Annotated in this window: 17 protein-coding genes and 1 pseudogene; 11 read left to right on the top strand and 7 right to left on the bottom strand. The window is 70.9% G+C overall.

Annotated features, from left to right (window positions below):
- Positions 1-42: 42 nt before the first annotated feature.
- The 4 genes from HB370_RS40430 (at position 43) to HB370_RS40445 (ending at position 3,061) form a co-directional block, all read left to right on the top strand.
- Positions 43-897 carry an NAD-dependent epimerase/dehydratase family protein gene (locus HB370_RS40430; protein WP_167513250.1) on the top strand — a complete coding sequence of 285 codons (855 nt, stop codon included), beginning with the start codon at positions 43-45 and terminating at the stop codon, positions 895-897.
- Between the two features lie 93 nt (positions 898-990).
- Complete coding sequence (locus HB370_RS40435; protein WP_167512919.1) at positions 991-1,629, top strand: hypothetical protein; 639 nt, start codon at positions 991-993, stop codon at positions 1,627-1,629.
- A 9-nt stretch (positions 1,630-1,638) separates the two neighbouring features.
- Complete coding sequence (locus HB370_RS40440; RefSeq protein WP_167513251.1) at positions 1,639-2,622, top strand: phosphotransferase; 984 nt, start codon at positions 1,639-1,641, stop codon at positions 2,620-2,622.
- 97 nt (positions 2,623-2,719) lie between these two features.
- Entirely contained in the window at positions 2,720-3,061 is a 342-nt protein-coding gene (locus tag HB370_RS40445) for a nuclear transport factor 2 family protein (protein ID WP_348273518.1), read from the top strand.
- A gap of 859 nt (positions 3,062-3,920) precedes the next feature.
- On the opposite strand, the gene HB370_RS40450 is transcribed toward HB370_RS40445, so the two are convergent.
- The 4 genes from HB370_RS40450 to HB370_RS40465 form a co-directional block, all read right to left on the bottom strand.
- Positions 3,921-4,313, bottom strand: coding sequence for an MFS transporter (locus tag HB370_RS40450; protein WP_167513253.1), 393 nt, complete (start codon positions 4,311-4,313; stop codon positions 3,921-3,923).
- 709 nt (positions 4,314-5,022) lie between these two features.
- Positions 5,023-8,229, bottom strand: a complete 3,207-nt coding sequence (locus tag HB370_RS40455; protein WP_167513254.1) for a M28 family peptidase — start codon at positions 8,227-8,229, stop codon at positions 5,023-5,025.
- 237 nt (positions 8,230-8,466) lie between these two features.
- Positions 8,467-9,873: a helix-turn-helix transcriptional regulator gene (locus HB370_RS40460; protein WP_244405934.1), complete on the bottom strand. Its 1,407-nt coding sequence runs from the start codon at positions 9,871-9,873 to the stop codon at positions 8,467-8,469.
- Between the two features lie 215 nt (positions 9,874-10,088).
- Positions 10,089-10,499: a chitin-binding protein gene (locus HB370_RS40465; protein WP_167513256.1), complete on the bottom strand. Its 411-nt coding sequence runs from the start codon at positions 10,497-10,499 to the stop codon at positions 10,089-10,091.
- A 571-nt stretch (positions 10,500-11,070) separates the two neighbouring features.
- Here HB370_RS40465 and gdhA point away from each other — a divergent pair.
- A complete protein-coding gene (gdhA, locus tag HB370_RS40470) occupies positions 11,071-12,429 on the top strand; it encodes an NADP-specific glutamate dehydrogenase (RefSeq protein WP_167513257.1) in 1,359 nt (452 codons plus the stop codon).
- A 482-nt stretch (positions 12,430-12,911) separates the two neighbouring features.
- Here the strand turns inward: gdhA and HB370_RS40475 are convergent, their stop codons facing one another.
- A complete protein-coding gene (locus tag HB370_RS40475; protein ID WP_244405936.1) occupies positions 12,912-13,877 on the bottom strand; it encodes a hypothetical protein in 966 nt (321 codons plus the stop codon).
- A gap of 198 nt (positions 13,878-14,075) precedes the next feature.
- Here HB370_RS40475 and HB370_RS41470 point away from each other — a divergent pair, with 198 nt between their 5' ends.
- Positions 14,076-14,465, top strand: a complete 390-nt coding sequence (locus HB370_RS41470) for a hypothetical protein (RefSeq protein ID WP_208974485.1) — start codon at positions 14,076-14,078, stop codon at positions 14,463-14,465.
- A gap of 362 nt (positions 14,466-14,827) precedes the next feature.
- On the opposite strand, the gene HB370_RS40485 is transcribed toward HB370_RS41470, so the two are convergent.
- Positions 14,828-16,516 (bottom strand): DUF4157 domain-containing protein, encoded by a 1,689-nt coding sequence (locus tag HB370_RS40485; RefSeq protein ID WP_244405938.1) that lies wholly within the window; start codon positions 16,514-16,516, stop codon positions 14,828-14,830.
- A 368-nt stretch (positions 16,517-16,884) separates the two neighbouring features.
- Here HB370_RS40485 and HB370_RS42350 point away from each other — a divergent pair, with 368 nt between their 5' ends.
- From HB370_RS42350 to HB370_RS40495, 3 genes and pseudogenes are all read left to right on the top strand, one after another.
- Complete coding sequence (locus HB370_RS42350) at positions 16,885-17,004, top strand: DUF6207 family protein (RefSeq protein ID WP_348273519.1); 120 nt, start codon at positions 16,885-16,887, stop codon at positions 17,002-17,004.
- Positions 17,005-17,764: 760 nt separating this feature from the next.
- Positions 17,765-18,568, top strand: coding sequence for a class I SAM-dependent methyltransferase (locus tag HB370_RS40490; protein ID WP_208974486.1), 804 nt, complete (start codon positions 17,765-17,767; stop codon positions 18,566-18,568).
- Between the two features lie 98 nt (positions 18,569-18,666).
- A pseudogene (locus tag HB370_RS40495) lies at positions 18,667-18,851 on the top strand (IS5/IS1182 family transposase); the annotation flags it as partial.
- A gap of 176 nt (positions 18,852-19,027) precedes the next feature.
- On the opposite strand, the gene HB370_RS40500 reads toward HB370_RS40495, so the two are convergent.
- Positions 19,028-19,879, bottom strand: coding sequence for a hypothetical protein (locus tag HB370_RS40500; protein WP_167513258.1), 852 nt, complete (start codon positions 19,877-19,879; stop codon positions 19,028-19,030).
- Between the two features lie 844 nt (positions 19,880-20,723).
- Here HB370_RS40500 and HB370_RS40505 point away from each other — a divergent pair.
- Positions 20,724-21,179: a hypothetical protein gene (locus tag HB370_RS40505; RefSeq protein ID WP_167513259.1), complete on the top strand. Its 456-nt coding sequence runs from the start codon at positions 20,724-20,726 to the stop codon at positions 21,177-21,179.
- Between the two features lie 247 nt (positions 21,180-21,426).
- Positions 21,427-22,152 carry a glycoside hydrolase family 11 protein gene (locus HB370_RS40510; protein ID WP_167513260.1) on the top strand — a complete coding sequence of 242 codons (726 nt, stop codon included), beginning with the start codon at positions 21,427-21,429 and terminating at the stop codon, positions 22,150-22,152.
- Positions 22,153-22,304: the final 152 nt, after the last annotated feature.

A 22,304-nucleotide genomic window follows, 5' to 3' on the forward strand; every position in this document is an offset into this window, starting at 1 on the left:
TGGTCTTCGACGACAGGCGACACAGTGCGTGAGGAGCACATCATGCTGACTTTGGTGACCGGTACGACGGGACAGGTCGGACGCCGCTTCGTGCCGCGGCTGCTGGCCCAGCGGCAGCCGGGCGAGCAGGTGAGGGCCCTGGTGCGGGACGCGGCTCGTGGCGAGCGCTTCGCGGAGCTGGGCGCCCAGGTCGCCGTAGGAGACATGCGCGACGCGGAGACACTCGGCGAGGCGCTCGCCGGCGTGGACGCCGTGGTGAACGTCGCCGCCTCCTTCCGCGGGGTGCCCGACGAGGAGGCGTGGGCCGTCAACCGGGACGCCGCGGTGGCCCTGGGCCGAGCCGCGCAAGTCTCAGGCGTGGAACGGTTCGTGCAGGTCAGCACGAACAATGTGTACGGCGTCGGACGGGGCCGCCCGCTGACCGAGGAGGACGAGAGCCGGCCGGGCGGCGCGTTGTGGGGCGCCTACCCCGAGTCCAAGGCCGAGGCCGAGCGCGAGCTGCTCGCGCTCGAGGGTCTGGACGTACGCATCGGGAGGCTCCCCTTCGTCTACGGCGAGGGCGACCCGCACCTTGCCGACGCCTTGCGCTGGGCCGCCCGCTGGGCACCGCACCAGCGCCTGCAGATGGCTCACCACGCGGACGTCGCCCAGGGCCTGATGCGTCTGCTGTACGCGCCGGGTATCGCCGGCCGGATCTACAACATCGCCGATGACGCCCCCGTCACGACGGTCGAGCTGTACCGACTCAACGGCGTCGAGGTGCCTGCCGGGCTCCAGGAGTTCACGGACCCCGACCCGTGGTTCGGGATCATGTCCAACCAGCGCATCCGCCGGGAACTCGGCTTCCGGCCGATCTACCCGAGCGTCTGGACGGCCCGGGACGCCGGAGCCCTGTGACGGGTCACTGACCGGGGCAGTTCACCCCGGTGAACTCCGACAGCCGGTACCCGGCTGCGGGACACGAAGGCGGTGACATCGACTCTGCTTCGCGTGCTGCTGGTGACAGGCAGCGCGGGGTGCCGCTGCGCCCAACCGGAGACAACCACTGAGCTTCGAACGGCTGAAGCCGCAGTTCAGGGGATGCCGGTGGTGTCACCTCTGGTGCTTCGGCTCACGGACCCGAAGAACGATGCCGAGGGGGAGGCGAACCGCCAGGCCGCCGACGACTACGACCGCCAAGAAGTGGGATCGGACGCCCTTCTCCGCCTGGCCGAGGGGCTTCCCCCCGTCGCCTTCGAGGTCCTCCTCGAACAGGTGCGCCTGGGCCTGGCCACGACCGGCCCGCACGTGGCACCACCCCAGCCGCCCACCGACGACGCTCAGGTCGTCGTGGACTGGCTGACCCACTCCCGACTCGACCGCGCGGCACTCGACATGGTCGAAGCCGCGGCCGACCCGTGGGGCTTTCGGGAGCGGAACGCGGACGACCCCGAGGGCGAAGACGTCCGCCACGCCTCCGTCGGCCAGCTCTCCCACATCCACTTGGGTGAACCGCCCCCTGCGCCGGCTGGCCACCCTGACCATCACCTGGCTCGGACAGCCACCCAGTGCAGGCGCCCTGGCCCCCGGCATCGCAACGACGCTGTCGGCGAACTCAGTTCCCGGGACGCGTTGGCTGGGGGCGGATAGTCTGCCTGCATGGTTTCGGGTGAGGGGGCCGAGGGCATCGGCGCGGATCTTGGCGGTCAAGGCTGGGGTGCCACGCGCTCCTGGGTGGAGAAGGGGCTGTCCGAGGCGGAGCACATCGAAAATGTTGTGCGCCTGCGTGGCGGCTGGACGTCGGAGATGCGCCGCCTTGACCTCCGTGGTCCAGGTGGCCGGCGCTCACTTGTCCTTCGGTCCTTCGTCAAGCCCTTCTTCGTCCGGCACGCGGAGGGTTTGCTGACCCGTGAGGCGGCTATCCTGCGCCTCCTCGGCGACACGGACGTGCCTGCGGCCACGCTCGTGGCGGTGGATGCGACGGCGCAGTACTGCGATCACCCCTCCTTGCTGATGTCCCTGCTGCCAGGGACCGTGCACCTGGACGACCAGGGTGCTGATGACCGCGCTGAACTGCTGGCCCAGCAACTGGTGCGGATCCATCAGCTGGCGGTGACCGCGCAACAACGGCCTCGCACCTACCAGGCCTGGGCCGCCCCCGAGCGAGTGACTCTGCCCGCGGCGACCGAGCGGCCTGAGCTCTGGCAGCGGGCTGTCGACGTCATCCGCCAGGAGCCCCCGGCCTATCAGGGTTGCTTCCTGCACCGGGACTTCCATCCCGGCAACGTCCTCTTCACGGGTACCGGTGATGATCTTCAGATCAGTGGGGTCGTTGACTGGGTGGAGACTTCCTGGGGGCCGGCCGACTTGGACGTGGCTCATTGCTCGACGGCCCTCGCTCTGCTGCACGGGATTCCCGCCGGTATGCGCTTTGCCGATCGCTACGTCGCCGCGGGAGGAACCTTGGCTGAAGACGGCGCTGCCCATCTCTACTGGCGGCTGCTGGACGCGCTGGGATTCGCTCCGGACGCGGAGAAGGTCGCTGTCCCCTGGCGTGAACTGGGCCGCGTCGATCTGACAGCCGGTGTACTGGCTCAAAGGCTGGAGGGATACATCGAATCCCTTTTCAGCCGCTATGTCTGAACCTCATCGCTGGAGCGAACGCCTACGAGCAGGAGTCCTGGGAACTATGACGCAGCGTGCCGCTCCCGTCTCTGTGCCGCGGTGGGTCGGACAGCTCATGCGCGAGATCGACACCCTGGATTTCGGCGAGGGTTTCGCCCGGATGACCGACGACACGGAGATGTTCTTCGGCACGGCCCACGTGGTGGGTGCCGAGGCCGTGAAGGCGTTCTTCGTCACGATCGACGAGCCGCTGCACATCGAGCACACCGTCCTCGAGTGCTGGGACGCCCCCGACGGGGTCCTGTTCCTGCGCGGCGAGGCCGTGATGGCGAAGAAGACCGACCCGGACACCATCGTGCGGGCCCCGTTCATGCACCTGTACCGCCTCGACGACGACGGCAGGATCCGCACCCTCCACGTCACCGCCGGACCGCTGCGCACCGATGCGGTGATGTGAGGAAGACGCACGTCCTGACGTCTCCTACGGCGCCACCAGCCCCGCCTCGTAGGCGGTGCTCACGAGCCGCGCCCGGTGTACTGCGGGCGGCCCGCTGCGTCGTAGCGGCCCGGCAGCACCGTCCGAGGCGCCGCGAGCGAGCCGGTGACGGCACCGACGATGGCTTCGGTGGCGGCCCGCACCAGGTTCGTCCCGGCATGGAGAAGGTCGAAGACGACGTACCGCGCCGGCCATGGGCGGGCCGCCTCGACGGCTCTGGTCCCGCGTCGGGCGAGGCGCCGCTGGACGCTCAGGCGCAGGAAGGGGCCGGGGTCCCGGCCGGGCGATGGTCGGGACGGGGCCCGCGTGCCGACCGGATCGAGGCTTCTGACTGCGAGCCAGTCCTTCCCCGGACCACCTCTGTGTCTCTCTGAAGCCGGGTGGGTTCGTCCGTTTTCGGCCATCCCTCAGGGACCGGGAGGCAAGGGACGGGCAGGGGGTAGGCGCGTAGGTATGGATGACACACGGTTACGGCAGGACAAGCGGATTCCCCAGGAAGCGCGTGCCCGGGGAACCATGGGAATCTGGCGGTGGGCCAGGTGGGTGGCGCTTGTCCTTGCGATCAGCTGGGCGGTGAACTGGGCCGTCAATCTCGCCCGGGGCGAGGGAGGACGGGATCTGTGGTGGCCTCTGGTCAGTACCGTCATCTGGGCAGGACTGTCTGCCTACGGCTTCAGGACCTACCGCCGGATCAGGACGACGACTTTGCCGGCCGTCACCGGCCGTCCGCCTGCCTGACCGCCCCCTTTGCCGGCGCCGGCCTCGGCCGGCCTCTCGTGCCGCTGGAGCCGGTCGACCCGATCCGGATCGCCGAGGGCTACTACCTCTTCCAGCCCGCCGGCCAGGTCGCGGCCAAGGGCGCGGACCGCGCCGAGGAGGCGTACGACGAGGTGCCGCCGTAGGTTCCGGCCATGTCCGCCAGCGAGAACGCGCCCGCGATCCGCGCGTTCGCCGGATGCGTCCGGGAGTCGTCGACGATCTCGGGCACCATGGTGATCGACGCGGCCTGTTGCAGCACGGTCAGCGCCCCCAGCAGCAGCGCGACCGCGTACAGGACGGGCACGGACGGTACCCCCGCGGTCCAGCAGAGCGGCACCACAGTCACCACCGCGACCGCCGCGAGATCGGTGCCGATCATGATCCGCTTTCCCCCGTACTCCGCGCCACCCTCGCCGAGACCGACCACGACGAACTCCCCACCGGCATCGGGCACGGGACGCCTCGACGGCAACCGCCATCAGTCGGAGCACCGTCGACCGCGGTCCGGGAAGTGCGTCCTCCGGCGGCTTGGGGCGACGTCGGCGCGTGCCCGGGGCAATCGGTGGCTGACAGGACCCGCAGGGGATGGGCAGCCGAGGGCGATACGCATGCGGGCGACGGCCTGGACGGGGTGAGCGGCATGGACCGGGACGGTGGTGGACGCCGTCGCCGCGCTGCCGGCAGTCACGGAGCGCCTCGGCCGCGTCCACCGGCGGGTGGACCGGGAGGCCGACGTGGTCGTGGCTGCCTGCGTGGCCCGGCTTGGCGCAGGGATCGGACAGCCGTGACCCTGAACACGGAGCCGACCGCGTACCTCCGACCGCGCCGACGCACCACCGAACGGGCCGGAATGTCAGGAGAGTTGCCTGCGCGCACGACGGGCTCTCTTCGCGGTCGGTGCCGGTGTTCCGCCCGGGCTCGGTGGTGTATCGCATGGAGGATCCGTTCGAGAGAGATCTCGTGTATCGCCTCAGCGCGCGACTCTGCCGCAGGAACCGCCGTGAGGGAAGGGCACAGCGGATGAACGAAGAGCCCGTCCGCTCTGCCCGCACGGTCACCGTGCACAGGCCGGTTCCTCCTCGCCCCGGCCGGTCCCGTCCCACGGGGACCGGCCGGGGCCGGGGTGTGCGGTCGTGCGCGTGCGTTCTGCCGGGTGGCGACCGTCAGATGCGCTGCCACAGGGCGGGCACGTTCGGCGGCTCCCAGCCCGGGTAGGCGGTGTGGCCCTGGACGCACCGGTAGCTGACGCCGTCGTAGGTCACGACGTCGCCGGCCGCGTAGGTGGTGCCCACCCGCCAGGTGGTGTCGCCGCCACCGCCGGGCACGGTGAGGGTGTAGGTGGTGGTGTGGCTGGCGCCGCCCGTTCCCGCGATGGTGAGGGTGTACGTGCCGCCCGGCGTCCCCGCGGCGACCTGCACGGTGGCGGTCGAGGACTGGCCGGAGGTCACCGAGGACGGGCTGAAGGACACGCTCACACCCTCCGGAGCGCCGGACGCCGACAGCCTGACGCTCTGGGCGCTTCCGCTGGTGGTGGCGGTGGATATGGTCACCGTGGCGGACGAGCCGGGCGAGATTGTGCCGGCGGCCGGGCTGGCGGAGATCGAGAAGTCGTCGGCCGGTGCCGGCGCGTCACCGACGGCCGTCTTCCAGATCGTGTACGCGATCCCGTCCGCGCTGCGGTTCAGCGCGGTGGCGTTGATGTTGCCGGTGGTGTCGCAGGCGGAGTGGTAGCACGCGTCGTAGGCGCGGCCCGCGGTGCCGCCCCATTTGGCGGCCTCGGCGGCGGACTTCACGGCCGAGGCACCGGTGGCGTAGCCGGAGGTGGGGATGCCCACCTGTTGGAAGGAGTAGTCGTCGGAGCGGCCCTGGCCCTCGACGTTCTCCTGCGGGGCCAGGCCCAGGGAGTCCCAGTAGGTCTTCATCGGCGCCGCGGCGGCCGAGTTCAGGTTGTTGACGAAGTAACCGGCGTTGGTCGAGGCGACCATGTCGAAGTTGTAGTACGCCTTGATCCGGGCGCGTTCGGTCGTGGAGAGCGAACGGGCGTAGAAGTCGGAGCCGTTCAGGCCCTGCTCCTCGTCGGTCCACCAGGCGAAGCGGACCCGGTTCTTCATGGCGGGGTTGGACTGCGCCAGGGTCAGCGCGGTCTCCAGGAGGGCTGCGGAGCCGGAGCCGTTGTCGTTGATGCCGGGTCCGGCGGACACGCTGTCGAGGTGTGCGCCGAACATGTAGACGTTGTTCGCGTCGCCCTGCGGCCACTCGGCGATCAGGTTGTTGCCCGCTCCCGCGGTGCAGCCTGAGGTGCAGGTCTGCTCGGTGACCGTGTAACCCGCCGTCCGGAGCCGGTCCTTGACGTAGGCGAGCGAGGCCCGGTAACCGGCCGTGGTGGAGCGGCGGTTGCCGCCGTTCTGCGAGGCGATGGTGTTCAGCTGGGCCAGGTGTGCCTGCACCTTGGCCACGTCGACGTCCGGTGGGGTGGACGGGTTGCCGCCGCCACCGCCGCCCACCCGCAGCGTGTACTGGGCGGTGTGGGTCCTGGTGCCGGCGGTGCCCGTGACCGTGATCTGGTAGGTGCCGGCGGCCGTGGCCGACGAGGTGGAGACCGTCATCGTGGAGCTGCCGCCGGAGGTGACCGTCGCCGGACTGAAGGAGACGTTCACCCCGGTCGGTGCGCCGGAGGCGGTGAGCGAGACCTGCTGGGCGCTGCCGGAGACGGTGCTGGTGCTGACGGTGGCGCGCGCCGAGGAGCCCGCGTCGATGTCACCCGAGGCGGGGCTGAGCGCCAGCGAGAAGTCGGTCTGTTCGCCGGCGCAGGTCGGGTCGCCGGTCTGCGCGGGCACGCTGATCGCGTCCCAGGCGGCCTTGGTGGCGTTGAACAGGGAGCAACTGGCGTCGAGGTTCTTCGCCGTGGTGAGCGTGGCGGTGCGGTAGCGCTTGTACGTCATGCCGCTGGTCTTGAGCAGCATGCCGCCGTAGAAGATCTTGCCCGCGTTCTGCATGCCGACGCCGGTGACGGTGGAGTTGTCGCAGGTGGGGCTGGAGGGCTTGCCGCCGCCGGGGTTGGAGCCCTCGGCCAGCAGGTAGAACCAGTGGTTGAGCGGGCCGGCCGCCGCGTGCTCCTCGGTCTGCGGGATCGACGCGGAGTAGCAGTTGGGGTTGTTGCCGACCTGGCTGGGGTTGTACATGTTGCGGATCGGTCCGCGGCCCTGGAGGTTGATCATCTCGCCGACGGTGTAGTCGGGCGTGTCGTACGGCGCCGGCTCGTTGGCGTACGCCTCGGTCAGGGCGCCCATGATGTCGCCGGTCGCCTCGCCCAGTCCGCTCTCGTGGTTGGCGCCGCCGGGGGTGAAGGAGTCCAGGCCGTGGCCGAACTCGTGGCCCACCACGTCGATTCCGGCGATCCACTCGTTCGCGCTGTTGTGGCCGATGGTGATGGTGGAGCCGTCCCAGTACGCGTTCAGCTGGTTGAGGCCGACGCGGACCGGCCAGCTGCCGCCGTTGCCGTCGTGCCCGTTGCGGCCGAGCCAGTTCTTGAGCATGTCCGATTCCTTCTGCGCGGCGAACATCGCGTCCACGCAGCCGGTTTCCTTGCTCGTGGGGTTGCCGGTGCCCCAGGTGTCGGTCCCCTTGGTAAACAGGCCGCCGCTGTAGTCCGAACACTGCAGTCCGGGCCGGGTGGTGTCGCGCAGCACGTAGGAGGAGCCCGACCGGGAGGTGTCGATGGTCAGCGGGTTGGGGCCGTTCCACTTGCTGGTGCCGCTGCCCGCCCGCACGTCGTCGTAGGTGTCGACGACCTTGCCGGTGCGCGCGTCGACGAAGACGTGCAGCCGGCTGGGGACGTTCGCCTCGGTGCGCCCGGACAGGACGGTTTCCCAGGCGAGGGTGGCGCGATCGCCCCGGGTCCGCACCACCAGGCGCCGGGAGTCGACCTTCTCGGTCTTCGCGAGCCGGGCCCGGCTGGTGCGGACGGCTTGTGCGGCGGTGACCCGGGCCTTGGTGGAGAGCGCGATCCTGGCCTTGGTGGCGGACTGGACCGAGCGGACCCGGCCGTCGCCGTCGGCGAGGACGACCACGTCGCCGCCCACCACGGGCAGGCCCCGGTAGGTGCGCTCGTAGGCGACGGAGTACAGGCCCTTGACCCAGGGGGTGACCTGCCGCCGGTCGTACTGCTCCTCGGGGCCCTTGGCCAGCGCGTCGAGGCCGCTGCGGGCCGCCCGGTCGGCGGCCGCGACGGCTCTGGCGACGGGGGTCGGTTCCGGTTTGCCCGCCGGGGGAGCGGTGTGGGGAGCGGCCGAGGCGAAGGCGGCCGGCATCACCACCCCTCCCAGCGTCAGGGCCAGGGATGTCCCGGCCACGGCCAGCTTTCTCAGCATCGTTGTCGCTCCTTGTGAGAGGTCGTGGGGCTCGCCCGGCATCTGATGGGCATGGGCATGCCAATGAAGGGGCCGGTGTGCGCGGTGTGCCGGTGTCTCCGCCCGCCCCGCGCCGGGGTGGCACGCCACGCCGCCGGGCTGGCCGAACCCTCACATCGCCGCGCGCCCGGGTCAACGGCTCGCGGCCCGCCGTCCCGTCCTGGCAAAAACCGGCAAAGGCCCGGGAGCGGAACCCGCTCAGATCCCCGCGGCCGGCAGCCGCTCGCGGTACTCCCTGACCTCCGGCATGTCACCCCAGCGGGCGAGCAGCCTGCCGTGCAGTCCGCGCAACTCGGCGTTGATCACCAACTCGCGCGAGGACACCGCCTGGTCGAGCACCGGGGCCGCCAGGGCGACCGCCGCGCCGGGGTCACCCGCGCACGCCCAACTGTCGGCCAGGCGCAGGGTGAGCAGCAGCCGGGTCTCCCGCATCAGCGGCGGCAGCTGGGCACAGGACCGCGCGGTGGCGTGGACGGCGCGCCGCGCGGTCACCCGGTCGCCGGTCGCGGCGGCCAGGTCGCGCAGCGCCCCGCCGATCGCCGACTCCACCCTCATCTCGCCCTCGGCGCCGGACAGCCAGGGCGCCTCCAGCAGGTCCCGGTGACCGAGGCGGGCGAACGAGCGCCGGGCCAGGGCGATGTGCCGCCGGCACTCGGCGGGGTCGTGGCCGAGCGCGTGCCCGCGGGCCCGGTACAGGTGGGAGAGGGTGACCACCCACCGCCGCCCGGGGTCCACCGCGCCGATGGCCTCGGCGTAGGCGAGTGCCGAGCCGGCGTCGCGGTCGAGCCGGACCAGGGTGCACACGTCACTGAGCAGGGTCGCCCGGGCCGGGACGTCGTGCACCGCGTCCGCCCAGCCCAGGCCGTGACCGAACCAGGCCATGCCGATGCTGCTCTGTCCGCGCTGCATCCGCAGCCGCCCGGCGACCTGCGCGTACTGGGCGGCCAGCCGGAGCTGTCCGTACGGCAGCCGGCCGCTGGAGTTCGCCGCCCCCGCCCACCGCACCAGAGCCCGTAACAGCCGCTCCACCGTGCTCACGCCGTCGGACGCGCCCCGGTGCAGCGCGCCGCGGATCAGACAGGCCAGGACCGCGGTGAGCGCGTGCAGCACCTCCGACTCGCTGCCCGGTAGACCGTCGGACCCGCCCCCCGGCGCGGTCAGCAGGTCCAGCAGGTACGGGGTCCCCGCCTGGTCGGGCACCGCACAGCCCACCGTGCCGTGCAGCGGGCACGCCAGCCCCTCGGCGGGCAGCTCCGACGGCCACAGCAGGGGGTCCAGCACGTCCTGGCCGACGGGGGCTTCTCCGCCGCCCGGCACCGGGGCGAACAGCCGCGGGTTCGCCGGCGGGCCCTCGGCGCGGTACGGCGCCCCGACCGGGGCGGCGACGACCGCCGCCAGCTCGCCGCCGGTGCCCAGGACGGAGTCGAGCCGGCCCACGAGTCCGGCCGGCGGTTCGCGCAGTCCCGCCTCGAGCCTGCTGATGAGGCTGTGGTGGTACCCCACCCTCAGCCCGAGCTGCGACTGGGTCAGCCCGGCCCGTCTGCGCCAGGCCCGCAGCCGCCGCCCGAACTCCGCCCAGGACTCCACCGGCTGTGCCGTCTCCACAGACCTGCTCCTCCCGACGAAGGCCCCGCCGCCGACAGCGTGGTGCCGGGTGCCGCATGCGTGCGGGTCCGGGCCGCGCGGGGCCGCCCGGGCGCGCATGCCCCGGGCTTGGGTGGGTGCGCGCCCCGGGGAACGCGCGCCGACGTGCCCGGGATCAGGCCGGGCAGGCTCCCAGGTCCTCCCGGACGCACCACTGGCCGGTGACGCCGCCGGAGTCAACGAGGCCGACGCCGACGGCGGGCCGCGTGTGGGCGCCGGTGCCCCCTGGCGAACTTCCGGTCGCCGATGAAGACCTGCCCGTTGCCGGTGGCTTGCCGTGCCGTCTCCTGCCAGGTGCGCGCAGCGCTCGAAGCGACTGACGTGACCTGCGAGGGTGTGCTGTCGCCGAGTTCGGCGTACTCGATGTGTCCGCTGCTGCGGCCGGGCGGGCTCTCGAGCCCCTCCCCGCCCCGCGGCTCGTGCCCGATCCGGCCCCCGGGGACGATGCCCTCGGCGTACCGCTCCTGCCGGCTCGCGGGCAGGGCCACCCGGCCATGGGCGCCGACCGGGGCCTCTGGAACGCCGGCGATGAGCAGGGGAGTGACCGGCGCGCCGACGGGGACGGCCACTTGTCTTCTCGCGCGCATGCCCTGCCACTCCCTTCCGTGCGCACCGAGACCGCCGCCACGGGTCGGGGCGCGGGCGCCGATGCTGGTCCGGACCTGACTCACTAGGTCTGGACCATAGCTGTGAACCGGCCCCCGTCAAGAGCCCGGACGGGAATGAACTGCCGTCCTGCGACAGCTACTTCGTAGGCTCGCTTATCGGTGGTGAGTCCTGGCAACGGGACATCCCGCAACCGAAGGCGCCGAAGGCAGCCACGGCAGGGCGTGCGACGGTGTCCTCGGCTGCGTCTCCAGCATCGCCGCAGCCTCGTCGGCCCATGCCGCCACCGGTGCGGGTCTCAGCCCGGCCCTCACCGCCAGCACGGCCGTAGGGTCGCCGCGACAGTATGTGATCTCAGACTTCGGACAGTTGTGCGACCCTGCTGGCCTTGGGGTTTACACAGAGGTAACACTGAGGGGGTGGCCGTTTCCCGGGAGGTCGGTGTGCCGGCTGACGAGGGTTCCGGGGCGGCCCGTCCTGCGCGCGGCAATGGAGCCGGGCGCCTCTTCACCGGACTCGTACCGGTGAACAGCCGTGCCAGAAAGGGACCTTGTGACGACCCGAGACGAGAGCAAGACCCGGCTCGACGCCCTGCGCGTCGAGATCGAGCGGCGCAACCCCGCCCAACCCGAGTTCCACCAGGCCGTGCACGAGGTGCTGGACTCGCTCGCCCCGGTGCTTGCGGCGCGGCCGGAGTTCGCCGAGCCGGGCCTCATCGAGCGGCTGTGCGAGCCGGAGCGCCAGGTCATCTTCCGCGTACCCTGGCAGGACGACCAGGGTCGCGTGCACGTCAACCGGGGTTTCCGGGTGGAATTCAACAGCGCGCTCGGCCCGTACAAGGGAGGCTTGCGCTTCCACCCGTCCGTCAACCTCGGCATCATCAAGTTCCTCGGTTTCGAGCAGATCTTCAAGAACGCGCTGACCGGACTCGGCATCGGCGGCGGCAAGGGCGGCAGCGACTTCGACCCGCACGGCCGCAGTGACGCGGAGATCATGCGGTTCTGCCAGTCGTTCATGACGGAGCTGTACCGGCACATCGGCGAGCACACCGATGTGCCGGCCGGTGACATCGGGGTCGGCGGACGCGAGATCGGCTATCTGTTCGGGCAGTACCGGCGGATCACGAACCGCTGGGAGGCCGGTGTCCTCACCGGCAAGGGAACGGGCTGGGGCGGTTCGGCTATCAGGCCCGAGGCCACCGGGTACGGGAGCGTGCTGTTCGCTGCTGCGATGCTGCGCGAGCGCGGCGAGGACCTGGAGGGACAGACGGCGGTCGTCTCCGGCTCCGGCAACGTCGCCATCTACACCGTCGAGAAACTGCTCGCCCTGGGTGCCAATCCGCTGACCTGCTCGGATTCCAGCGGGTACGTCGTCGACGACAAGGGCATCGACATCGACCTGCTCAAGCAGGTCAAGGAGGTCGAGCGCGGACGGATCAGCGAGTACGCCGAACGGCGCGGGTCCTCCGCCCGGTTCGTGCCGGGCGGACGGGTCTGGGAGGTCCCGGCCGACGTCGCACTGCCGTCCGCCACCCAGAACGAGCTGGACGAGAACGACGCCGCCGCGCTCGTGCGCAACGGCGTGAAGGCGGTCGCCGAGGGCGCGAACATGCCCACCACGCCCGAGGCGGTGCACCTCTTCCAGCGCGCCAGTGTCGCCTTCGGCCCCGGCAAGGCCGCCAACGCGGGCGGGGTCGCGGTGAGCGCCCTGGAGATGGCCCAGAACCACGCGCGGACGGCCTGGTCGCCGGCCCGGGTGGAGGAGGAGCTGGCGCACATCATGCGGGACATCCACGCGACCTGCCACGAGACGGCGGAACGCTACGGCGCCCCGGGCGACTATGTCACCGGCGCGAACATCGCCGGCTTCGAACGGGTCGCCGACGCGATGCTCGCCCAGGGCGTGATCTGAAGCGGACAAGCACTCCGCACGCCGCCCTCGTCCCCCCGGCGTTCACATGGGCATGGACGGGTGCACCCGCACGCCTGCGCCCCCCGGCACCGCCGGGGCGGCGCGCGGGCGAGGCGCGGCCGGATCCGGCGCGCGGCGGCGACACCCCCCGGTACGGCCCGGCAGCGGTCTGGAGTCAGTGGAGCGCGGGACGCGGGTGGCACTCCCGTGCCCCGACGCAGGTCGGCTGCGGGATGTACCAGGGGCGCGACGACAGCCGCGGACGGCTGCGCAGCGCGACCGCCATCGCGACACGGTGAAGCCCAGGCGGGGGCCGCGGTCATCCTGCACAGGCGTCACCGCGCGGACCGTGACCCGACCGCCCGGGCCGGGCCGGGCCTGCCGTGCCGTAGGCCGGCTCTGTGCATCCGCTCCCGGCTGTGCGCGGAGTGCAGGGCGCGGAGATCGTCGCGGCCGGCCGGTTCCCGAATCCAGCCGGGTCCTCAGTGGCAGATGCGGGCGGTGGTGAGGGCGCCGCCCGCGTTCTCGTCGTCCGTGCCGAGGACCGCGGTGTCGGAGCCGGACACGCAGTCCACGGCCTCGACCTTGTGGCCCGTGAACTTCCGCAGGATCTCCGGGGAACGGGACAGCGTGAGCCGTACCCGGCCCGAGCGGTCGAGCGACACCGAGCCCGCGTCGCTCACCGCCGAGTCGAACGGACCGTCGTCCCCCTCGTCCGACGCCGAGGCGATCAGCAGTCGGCCCGAGTCGGTGACGGAGAGGTCGGAGGCGTGCCGGACGTCCCGGGTGGGATACGGCGCACGGTAGGGGGCCTTCGTCACCCTGCCGAACACCGACTCCCCGTACTGGTTGAACGACAGCGGTGCCGCGTAGAGCGTCGCGGGTCGGCCGTCGCCTTCGCCCCGGTCGGCCCAGACCGCCGCCAGCTTGTGGTGCCGGGAGACAAGCGTGAAGCTCTCGAAATCGTCGCCCTGACCGATCGCCGGGAGCGGCGAGAGGTCGCGTACCTGGACGGCCTTCCCGTCTTCGGTGGCCTCGAGGTGGTGGACGAGGCCGCGGCTCGACACGGCCACATACTCGTCGGTGGTGCCTGGCACCGATTCGATCGCCTCCACGTCGATCGGCTCGGCACCGCCCCGCCATTCGAGTGGCCGCACAGTGGTCGTACGGCCGGACTCGCCCGCGCGGTAGTCGAGTTGGGCGATGCGGTTCTCTCCGGGGCGCTTGTTGTCCAGGGTGATCAGGACCCGGTAGGTACTGTCCGTGCGCGAGGTGACGCTGAGTCCGCTGACGCCGCTTTTCACATCGTGGCCGACCTGCGTCCATCCGGTGGCTGTGAGCGCCGGCGCGCCACTCGTCCGCGCCACGGTCACGCCCGCGCCGGCGGCCACGGTACCTCCCGCACAGAGCACGGCGATGGTGGTCAGGACGGTTTTGCGCATGCGCATGAAGCTCTCCCCTGGTGACGTGACGCGCGTAGATGATCACTGGCTGGGAACGTAACGGCCCGCCCGGCCACCCGGCAAGAGGGGTGACCACATCAACGGAATATGCTTTCCGTTGGCGGCCGGGCCACCGCGCATGCGCCCGGCACCGTCCGGTGGACAGCGTTCGCTGCGCTGTCGGCTCATACGAGTCGCGGGACCTTGTCTTCCGGGGCTGACCTGCGGATGAGCGACCGGCGGGCGAAGCGGCCGGTCGCGATCCGCACCGGAGCCCTTCGTCCCCCCGGCCTCTCCCCGCTCGACTTCCTGCCGCACGCGGACGAGGGCAAGCCGGCCCCCGGCACGTTCCGGCTCGGTGTCTCGCCCGGCATGGTCAAGCGCCAGGGCACCCAGACCGTCCTGCGGGTGGAGCAGATGTTCGAGGAGCACGGCGGCGTCTTCGACATCGCCAACCTCATGAGGCCGACCCGGCCACCGGGGAAGGGGAGTGGCCCACGATGGCGGACTCGATCGGGGACGGTTCTCGACCGCACGCTCACGCTTGAGTCGGCGTTCACCCGCCCACCCCCAAAAGCGCCCAGGCACAGATGAACCGCCGCCACCGACGGCCTGGTCGTCTCCACCCGCGCCCGGTTCGGTTTCCGGTTCGGTTTCACCGCCGCGCCGGGCACCATCGACGACGCCCGGATCCGCGGACATCACTCAGGCCCTGCCAGCCGAGTTCGCGGACCGCCTCTTCACCGCCCGGCACCAAGGCGCCACCGAGAACCGACTTCGGCAGATCGCGGCACGACGGCCACGCCCGGATGTACTTCCGCGCCGACGACACACGTGCGCACGGCCTGGGCGTGGAATTCCCCGACGTGGAGCAGATCGAGATCGATCTGTAGGCCGTGTTCCCGTACTGCCGTCCGACGGCGGTGAGCGCGTCCGCGATGCCGGCCGTCGTGGGGTCAGGAATCGGTCGACATGGCATCGTCGTCGGAGTGGCTGGGGGAGTAGTCGGGGTCGGAGCTGCTGCCCTGGGAGTCGAAAGTCATGGACATGATGAGTTGGTGCTGGGAAGGCGAGGGCGCGTCGGTCATGCTGACATCGGTCTGCTGACTGCTTTCGGAGTCGCTCTCGCTGTCGGACGCCACGTCGAGCGGCGCGTCGTGCAGGGTGTACTCGGCCGATTGGCCGCTGCCCTTCTTGGTCACCCAGCCCGCCTTGACGTACTCCTGGATCAGCTTGTCCCGGTTCTTCTTGGGGATGTCGCTCTTGCTCATCCCGGCCTGGTGGGCGTCGGCGGTGCTGGCCCCGGGGGCCTGGCCCTGCGCCGTGTTGTCGACGTAGTCCGCCAGGGCCATGAAGGCCGCCTTGTCCGCGCTCAGCGCCGCCAGGGCGAAGTTCTGCATTTCGTCATCGGTCAGCGTGGTGTGGCCCTGGAGCGCGGCCTTGGCCGCCATGTAGAACTCGGCCCGGTCGCTCGGGTCGGCACCGGAGCGGATCAGGTCGTTGGGGTCGGGGCCGTTCTCCCACTGTTTGTAGACGGCACCATTGAGGTAGACGTCGATCACGACCGGGATCATCACGTGGCGGTGGTTGCCGGCGTCCTTCGCATAGACGACGTGGAACTCGAGCGTGCCCTTCTTCAGGGCCACGAGTTCGTGCTCGATGTTCCGCCAGACGCCGGTGCCTTGGTTGAGCGACCACTGCGGGACGATGTTCTCGCTCTTGTCCTCGCCGCCCACCTCCAGGCCCATCACGTGCCCGCGGTCGTAACCCGCGCCCCCGAACAGGTCCCGCCATACGTCCGCCTTCTGCGGCTTCGGGGCGCCTTTCGCCGCCTTGTTCACGTACGCCTCGTGCAGGCTGATGACGGCGAGCGGGTCGGGTGCGGCCGGGCGGCCCTTGGTGGACGTCACCTGGATTTTGCCCTTCACCACCTTGGGGCGCTTGATGGGCAGGTTCCGGAGGGGCTCCGCGCCTTCCTTGGTGGGGGCGTAGGACGAAACGATCGCGTCCTCCGTGGTAACGGAGTCTATTTTCCGCTGCACCGCGTCGGCGGAGGCGGGCCGGGACCCGCCCGCGGCCCCCGCCCCGTCATCGGACCTCCGCTGCACGCCCGGCGCGGGCCCGGACATCACCTTGCGGGCGTTGGCCTCCGCGGCGCGCTCGAAGCGGTCCGAGGGATCGGACACGGAGTAGCCGTGCCCGGTGTCCGTACCGGCGACCGGCCCGGTGCGCTGCTGGATCACATGCGTCAGCTCGTGAGCCAGGGTGTGCTTGTCGCCGCCCCCGTTGCCGATCACGATGTGACTGCCGGCGGTGTAGGCGCGGGCTCCCATCTGCGCCGCCGAGTCCCTGGCCGCCCGGCCGGTGTGCACGCGTACGTCGGAGAAGTCGGCACCGAGCCTGCTCTCCATCTCCGTACGCGTCGGCTTGTCCAACGGCCGCCCGGAGCCGCGCAGTACGTCGTTGACGGGTGCCCGCTGCACCGCCTCGCGGGTGGCCTCCCGCTGTACCCCGGGCTCCTCTTCGTGACCGCAGCCCGCCCCGTGCCGATGGGTGTCCGGCGCCGCGCGCTGCACCATCCGCGCCACGGCGGCGTTCCCGACGGCACTCTGCAGCCCGGCCAGGGAATCGGATCCCGGTCTCATGGGCGTATGCGCAGGCGCCGCGGTCACCCGGCCTCTGGCCCTTTCGCGTTCGCCGGTGGTCCGTTCCGGCTGATGGGCGTGCATCATGATCCTTCCGACGTGTAAGCGATCACCTCTCCGTCATACCCGCACGCACCGTTCCTCACCAGGGCCGCGGGGGCAGGACCACGGCACATGCGAGGGCACCTGAGGCGACCGTTTGGGCAACGGACTGCCCTCGGGCGGTGCCCTCGAACGGACCCGCATGGTGGACCGTGGCCGGGGGTACGTCCCCGTGACCGTCCAACGGGCGGCGGCGGTTCGTCCGGTTCCTGCCAACGCCTGGTTACTCGGCCGCCGACGACACAACCGCCCTCGCTTTCCAGCAGATGCTCGCCGGCCGGTGGGCGGCAGCGACAGCGGAGCGCACCACGCGGGACTCCGGACAGCCCGGCGTCCGGCTGCGCTGCTCCCTCGACCTGTGCCAGGAAGCCACCGCCCGCAGCTGAGACGGCCACGGCCTGAGACGGCTCAGACCGAGGTGCCGTCCTCGCCGAACAGCGGGCACCCGCGTCACGTCGAGGTCCGTGCGGTTGCGGTGCGACCGCCGGCCCGCCGAGAACGTCCACCCCTGCCACGGATGGGCACCCTTCGGCGGGGCCGGCGCGTCGGCCAAGGCGCGGCCGACGGCCTGGGAGAGCCTGGTGCTGCGGCCGGTGTACTGAAGGCAGCCCGCTGTGTCATAGCGGCCCAGCAGCACGGTCCGTGGCGCGGTGAGTGAGCGGGTGACGGCTCCGATGACGGCCTCGGTCGTGCCCCGCACCTACTGGCGAAGAGGCAGTATTCGATTCATGCACTATTCGTGCAGCGGACCGCGGCGGACGGTGCGCACCGCCCGCTGTACGCCGATGCGGGAGCTACTGACGAGCCTTCAGAGGCCGTTGCCCGGCGCACCGGCATCCGCTCTCTGGTGCGTCGTAGGAGAACCTGTATCCGGCGAAGTCGGCGAGATGAACGCAGCCGCTGTGCCTGAAGCGCTCCGCAGTGAACGCGCGCTTGCCGGCCGCGGTCCCCATCGTGGTCGATGGGGCGCCGGTGGAGTGGGGACCAGCGTCGGTGCGGCGTGCCGCGGTTTCCCACGAAATCCGGTGGAGTCTCAGCGGCCAGAAGTGGTTGGGTCCTGCTCAATGCTGCGCTCACACGGCCCGGCACAGTGCGAGGCGCAAGGTCCGAATCGCAGGCGCGGTCTAGCCCGCGTGTCGTCGAGTGATGGAGGTTATCGCGGTGGCTGGTTATGGGGCGCTTTCCGACGTATACGAGTGGCTGATCGGGGACGACAGGTTGACCCCCGCCAAGGCAGCCGCGGTTTACTACAGCGATGTCGTGGGCTCTCTGCCGCCCAACGCGCGCGTCCTCGACTGCGCGTGTGGAACCGGCCAGCTCGCCGTCGGTCTCGCTAGTCTTGGCCTTGACGTGTTCGCCGCAGACGCCAGCAGCGGGATGGTTCGCCGGACCGAGAAGGCCGCCGACGAGCAGGGTGTCTCGCTTCGAGCCCTCCGCGCGAGCTGGGACGAGTTGCCCGACCACCTGGAGGACTCCACGTTCGATCTGGTGTTCTGCGTCGGCAACTCGCTCGGGCACGCCGAGGGCGCAGCCGGGCGCCTGACCGCACTGGAAGCGATGTCGCGGCTGCTGACTCCGGGCGGACGCCTTGTACTCCACTCACGCAACTGGGAGCTCGTGCGCTCCGCCGGCTCACGGGTAGACGTCCGCGATCGACTCATCCGCCGCAACGGCCGCGATGCGGTCGTCAGCTACTACTGGCAGATCGAGCAGTGCTGGGAGCAGGAACACTTCCTCGAGATCGTGGTCGCCCAGATCGAGCCGGATGGGGCAGTGCGAGCCTGCTCGGAGCGGTTGTCCATCTGGCCCTACCGGTACGAGGACCTCGTGGCGCAGTTGCGGAGCGTTGGGCTCACGGTGCAGTCCAGCACCTTCGACCCCGAGAGCGATGGATACCTGGTGGTCGCCAGCCGCGACCAGGCGCGAGGCACGTCTGAGCCGGCACCCTGACCCGCCTTTCATCGTCGTTGCCGACCTGCCAGCTCGCGGCCGCCTGCAGCGGGTTCTTCGCGAAGTGTTCAGCGCTTGAGGCGGTTGCTGTGGGTGCGGTCCTCGCCGCGCTGGCTTCGGACCTACGGCCTGCGGGCTGCACCGCCTCCACCAAGGCATTCGTAATCCTGGACGGCACGTTGCTGCCGATCGACCGAATCGCGGCCGACTGGCCCTTCTGCTCTGGGAAGCATGAGAAGCACGGCATGAAAACGTGCAGATCGTCACCGATCCCGCCGGGCGTCATATCGTTGCCTGATGGACACACCCCATCAACTCGTTTGGCGCGGGTGCGGGCGAGCCGCGGCCAGGTAGTCGGACCAGTTCTCGCCGGCCATGGCTGCGAAGCGTTCCGCGGTTCTCGGCTGGATGCCGATCAAGTCGGAGAGTACGACGGGGGCAGGTCGGCGAGCGCTTGCATCATGGCCGTGTTCCGGACTGCGCGGGCGGGCAGGCCGTAGCGCTTGAGTTTGTCGGACAGTCCCGCAGGGTTGCGGGGGCGCCCGGGGGCTCGGCCCGGCAGCAGGTACCGGCGTAGAGGCGGATGAGGGCTGCGGCGATGCGAACGTCCGACGGAAGCGTGGGGTCGTTCAGGCACCGGCGTAGTTCCTCGTAGTGGTCTTCTTCGATCTGGAACTGGCCGGGGAGCTGGGAGGGCGGGTGTTCGATGGTCAGGCCGGCCCGGGTGAGGTGGCGGGCGCCGGCCCAGCGGATGAAAGGGATGGAGCGGGCTCGCAGGGTGGGCCTGGAGGTTGCCCAGATGTCCAGGTCTTCCTGTGTGAGGCTCTGGAGTGTGTGTTGCTGGGTGTCCAGCCAGGTGAGGAAGTCGATGGCGGCGCGGATGTTGGCGCAGTCGCCCTTGTGGGCGGTGTAGGTGTAGCGGCCGCGCGCCGAGCGCCGGCGGGCGTCGCGGATGATGTGCCACTCGGCGAACGGACGGATCAGGGTTGCCTGATGTCTTGGCAGCTTGGCCAGCGTGCGGGCCCTCCAGTTGATGAGCAGGGCGAGGTTCTCACCGCGTGGCGGAAGTAGGCCTGCGGTGGTGAGCAGGCTGCGGACGTAGGTGGTGGCGTGTCCTTGGGGCAGCGCGTCCAGGGCCGCGTGGTCGAGTTCGGCGGGCGCGGTTACCAGCTGGCCCAGAAGGCGCGCGGCGGGGCTTCGGCGCAGCCAGGCCAGGACGGGGTAGGGGTTTGGAGCGTCGCTGAGTACATCTGCGAGCGGCCGCAGGGAGGCGTCGAGGGTGCTTCCGTCGCGTGAGAGCAGGCGGGTCACCTTGGCGAGCAGGGAGCAGCGGGGACAGCGGCGTCCTGGCAGGAGGTCAGCCGGCTGCTGGCAGGACGAGCAGTAATCGGGCCGCTCGTCGGGGAAGGAGCACGCCTTACAGATCCGGCCGCCGCCCGGGTTGCGGCCCACGAGAATGCGCTGCCGGCCGCACCTCGTGCACGATTCCGGCTGCGTCAGAGCAGTCCGGTAGCACAAGGGGCAGACGGGCCCTACCGGCCAGAACACGCCCACCTTCCGCTCCTGGCCGCACAATGCGCACACGTGCAGCTGGCGCTTGCGGGCCTCGCGTGGGACGCACCCATCGCAGCGGAACGGTCCATTGCCGTGGTCGATGTGGTGGCCGCGACGGATCCGCCCGCATACGGTGCAGAGCTTCTCCGGCCGCACGTAGCAGCGGTAGCAGATGTCGGGAGCCTCGCCTTTTGCCCGCACCCTGATGGGCCCCACCTGCTCGCAGATGCCGCACCGGCGCGCAGGGCTCGCGTAGCAGGTCCCACAGACGGGCCCGTCAGCGGTCAGCGCGTTCGCCCGCCGCCGGCGGCCACAGCGGCAGCACGTCTGGAGCTTCTTGGGGGCGCAGGTCTGGCACAGGTAGGTGCCGTCGGGCAGGTGCCGGGTGGGAATCATCATCCGGCGGCAGCTGACGCACTCCTTGCGCGAGCCCGGCTCCTTCTCTGGCGAACCGCACAATGTTGCATTAACTGCAATTCATCGCGTTTTTGTACTTCCGTCAGGACCGCGTCGGCCGGTACGGCTTCTCCAGCAGCTTGAAGCACAGCCCCCCAGCCCGGCCGCCGTCCACTCCAGCCACCCTCTCGCTACGGCCGGCTCCGTGATCGACGGGCGCGGCGTCAGCGGCGCCCGGGCCGTGATCCGCGAAGAGCGCCTAGAGTGCCGCGCGCCGCCGGAATCGTCCCGGCCCGCCACCGCGGAGGCCGACGGCGACTGCGACCACGCCACCGCTCCCGTCGCTGCCTGCCGGCCCGCGGGCGGCTCCGAGGACGGCGGTGCCCCGGTCAGGGCCCTGGGGGAGCCGGAACTGCTGGGGCCGGGTACGCGGGTGCGGGGGCTGGGGTGCCTGCTGGAGCACGTAGTCCACCAGGCCCGCGCGCATGGGGAGATGCCGGTCGGCTTGCTGCCCGTTACCTGGCGCGCCACCGCTCTGCCGGGCGCCGTCACGGTCGCGCCGCGGTGTTCGAAACTTTCGGGTGTGGTGTACGTGCTTGCGTTGCGTCGTTTCCGCGTCTCGGTCCGTTCCGCACGACGGTTCGTGTGGGTGGTGGTCTGATCAGGGGACATACGCGCCGAGGTTTCTTCCGGTTACAGGAGTGTTTCCGAAAGAACGTCGAAACTGTTGACAGGGGCATGGCGCTCTACGAAAACTGTGGCCACCGAACGACAGGAGACCGTCGTCCCCCTCGCGTCATGTGACTGCGGGGCGGCGGTCGGCCGCCACGGGCGACCGCGCCGTGTCCACGCAAGGCCGTGGACGGCGGGAGCCGCCCGCCCCCCACCAGCCTTCACCGGGAGGACGCATGCAGCAGGACGGTCTGCGACAGGACCAGAACCAGCAGAACCCCGCTCCCTTCAGCGGCTTGAGCCGACGAGGCTTCCTCGGCGGGGCCGGCGCCGCCGCGCTCGCCACGGCGACCGGACTGCTGCTGCCCGGCACCGCCCATGCCGCCACCACCATCACCACCAGCCAGACCGGCTACGACGGCATGTACTACTCGTTCTGGACCGACGGCGGCGGCTCCGTCTCCATGACGCTCAACGGCGGCGGCAGCTACAGCACCCGGTGGACCAACTGCGGCAACTTCGTCGCCGGCAAGGGCTGGAACACCGGCGGCCGCAGGACGGTCCGCTACACCGGCTACTTCAACCCGTCGGGCAACGGCTACGGCTGCCTCTACGGCTGGACGTCGAACCCACTGGTGGAGTACTACATCGTCGACAACTGGGGCAGCTACCGGCCCACCGGCGAGTACAGGGGCACCGTCTACAGCGACGGCGGCACCTACGACATCTACAAGACCACGCGGTACAACGCCCCGTCCGTCGAGGGCACCCGTACCTTCGACCAGTACTGGAGCGTCCGGCAGTCGAAGGTGACCAGTGGCTCCGGCACCATCACCACCGGCAACCACTTCGACGCCTGGGCGCGGGCGGGCATGAACCTTGGCCAGTTCAAGTACTACATGATCATGGCCACCGAGGGTTACCAGAGCAGCGGAAGCTCGACCATCACGGTCAGCGGCTGACCCCCGTCCGGTGAACAACCGGCTACGGGCTCCGTCCTCGTGGCGGGGCCCGTGGCCGGCATCCCCCTCACCACCCGTGGCGTGGGCGGCGCGCCGCCGCCCACGCTGTGCGTGCGACCGGTGCGGTACGACCGGGACATGCCCCTCGTCAA

Origin of the sequence: Streptomyces sp. DSM 40868, from assembly GCF_011820545.1 — a bacterium.
Classification (GTDB): Bacteria; Actinomycetota; Actinomycetes; order Streptomycetales; family Streptomycetaceae; genus Streptomyces; species Streptomyces eurythermus.

What these genes read in the sequence shown, in the direction of transcription:
- HB370_RS40430 (WP_167513250.1), top strand. Translation starts at nt 43, where the DNA reads ATGCTGACTTTGGTGACCGGTACGACGGGACAGGTCGGACGCCGCTTC.
- HB370_RS40440 (WP_167513251.1), top strand. Translation starts at nt 1,639, where the DNA reads ATGGTTTCGGGTGAGGGGGCCGAGGGCATCGGCGCGGATCTTGGCGGT.
- HB370_RS40445 (WP_348273518.1), top strand. Translation starts at nt 2,720, where the DNA reads ATGCGCGAGATCGACACCCTGGATTTCGGCGAGGGTTTCGCCCGGATG.
- HB370_RS40455 (WP_167513254.1), bottom strand. Translation starts at nt 8,229, where the DNA reads ATGCTGAGAAAGCTGGCCGTGGCCGGGACATCCCTGGCCCTGACGCTG.
- HB370_RS40465 (WP_167513256.1), bottom strand. Translation starts at nt 10,499, where the DNA reads ATGCGCGCGAGAAGACAAGTGGCCGTCCCCGTCGGCGCGCCGGTCACT.
- HB370_RS40475 (WP_244405936.1), bottom strand. Translation starts at nt 13,877, where the DNA reads ATGCGCATGCGCAAAACCGTCCTGACCACCATCGCCGTGCTCTGTGCG.
- HB370_RS40485 (WP_244405938.1), bottom strand. Translation starts at nt 16,516, where the DNA reads ATGAGACCGGGATCCGATTCCCTGGCCGGGCTGCAGAGTGCCGTCGGG.
- HB370_RS42350 (WP_348273519.1), top strand. Translation starts at nt 16,885, where the DNA reads ATGCTCGCCGGCCGGTGGGCGGCAGCGACAGCGGAGCGCACCACGCGG.
- HB370_RS40490 (WP_208974486.1), top strand. Translation starts at nt 17,765, where the DNA reads ATGGAGGTTATCGCGGTGGCTGGTTATGGGGCGCTTTCCGACGTATAC.
- HB370_RS40510 (WP_167513260.1), top strand. Translation starts at nt 21,427, where the DNA reads ATGCAGCAGGACGGTCTGCGACAGGACCAGAACCAGCAGAACCCCGCT.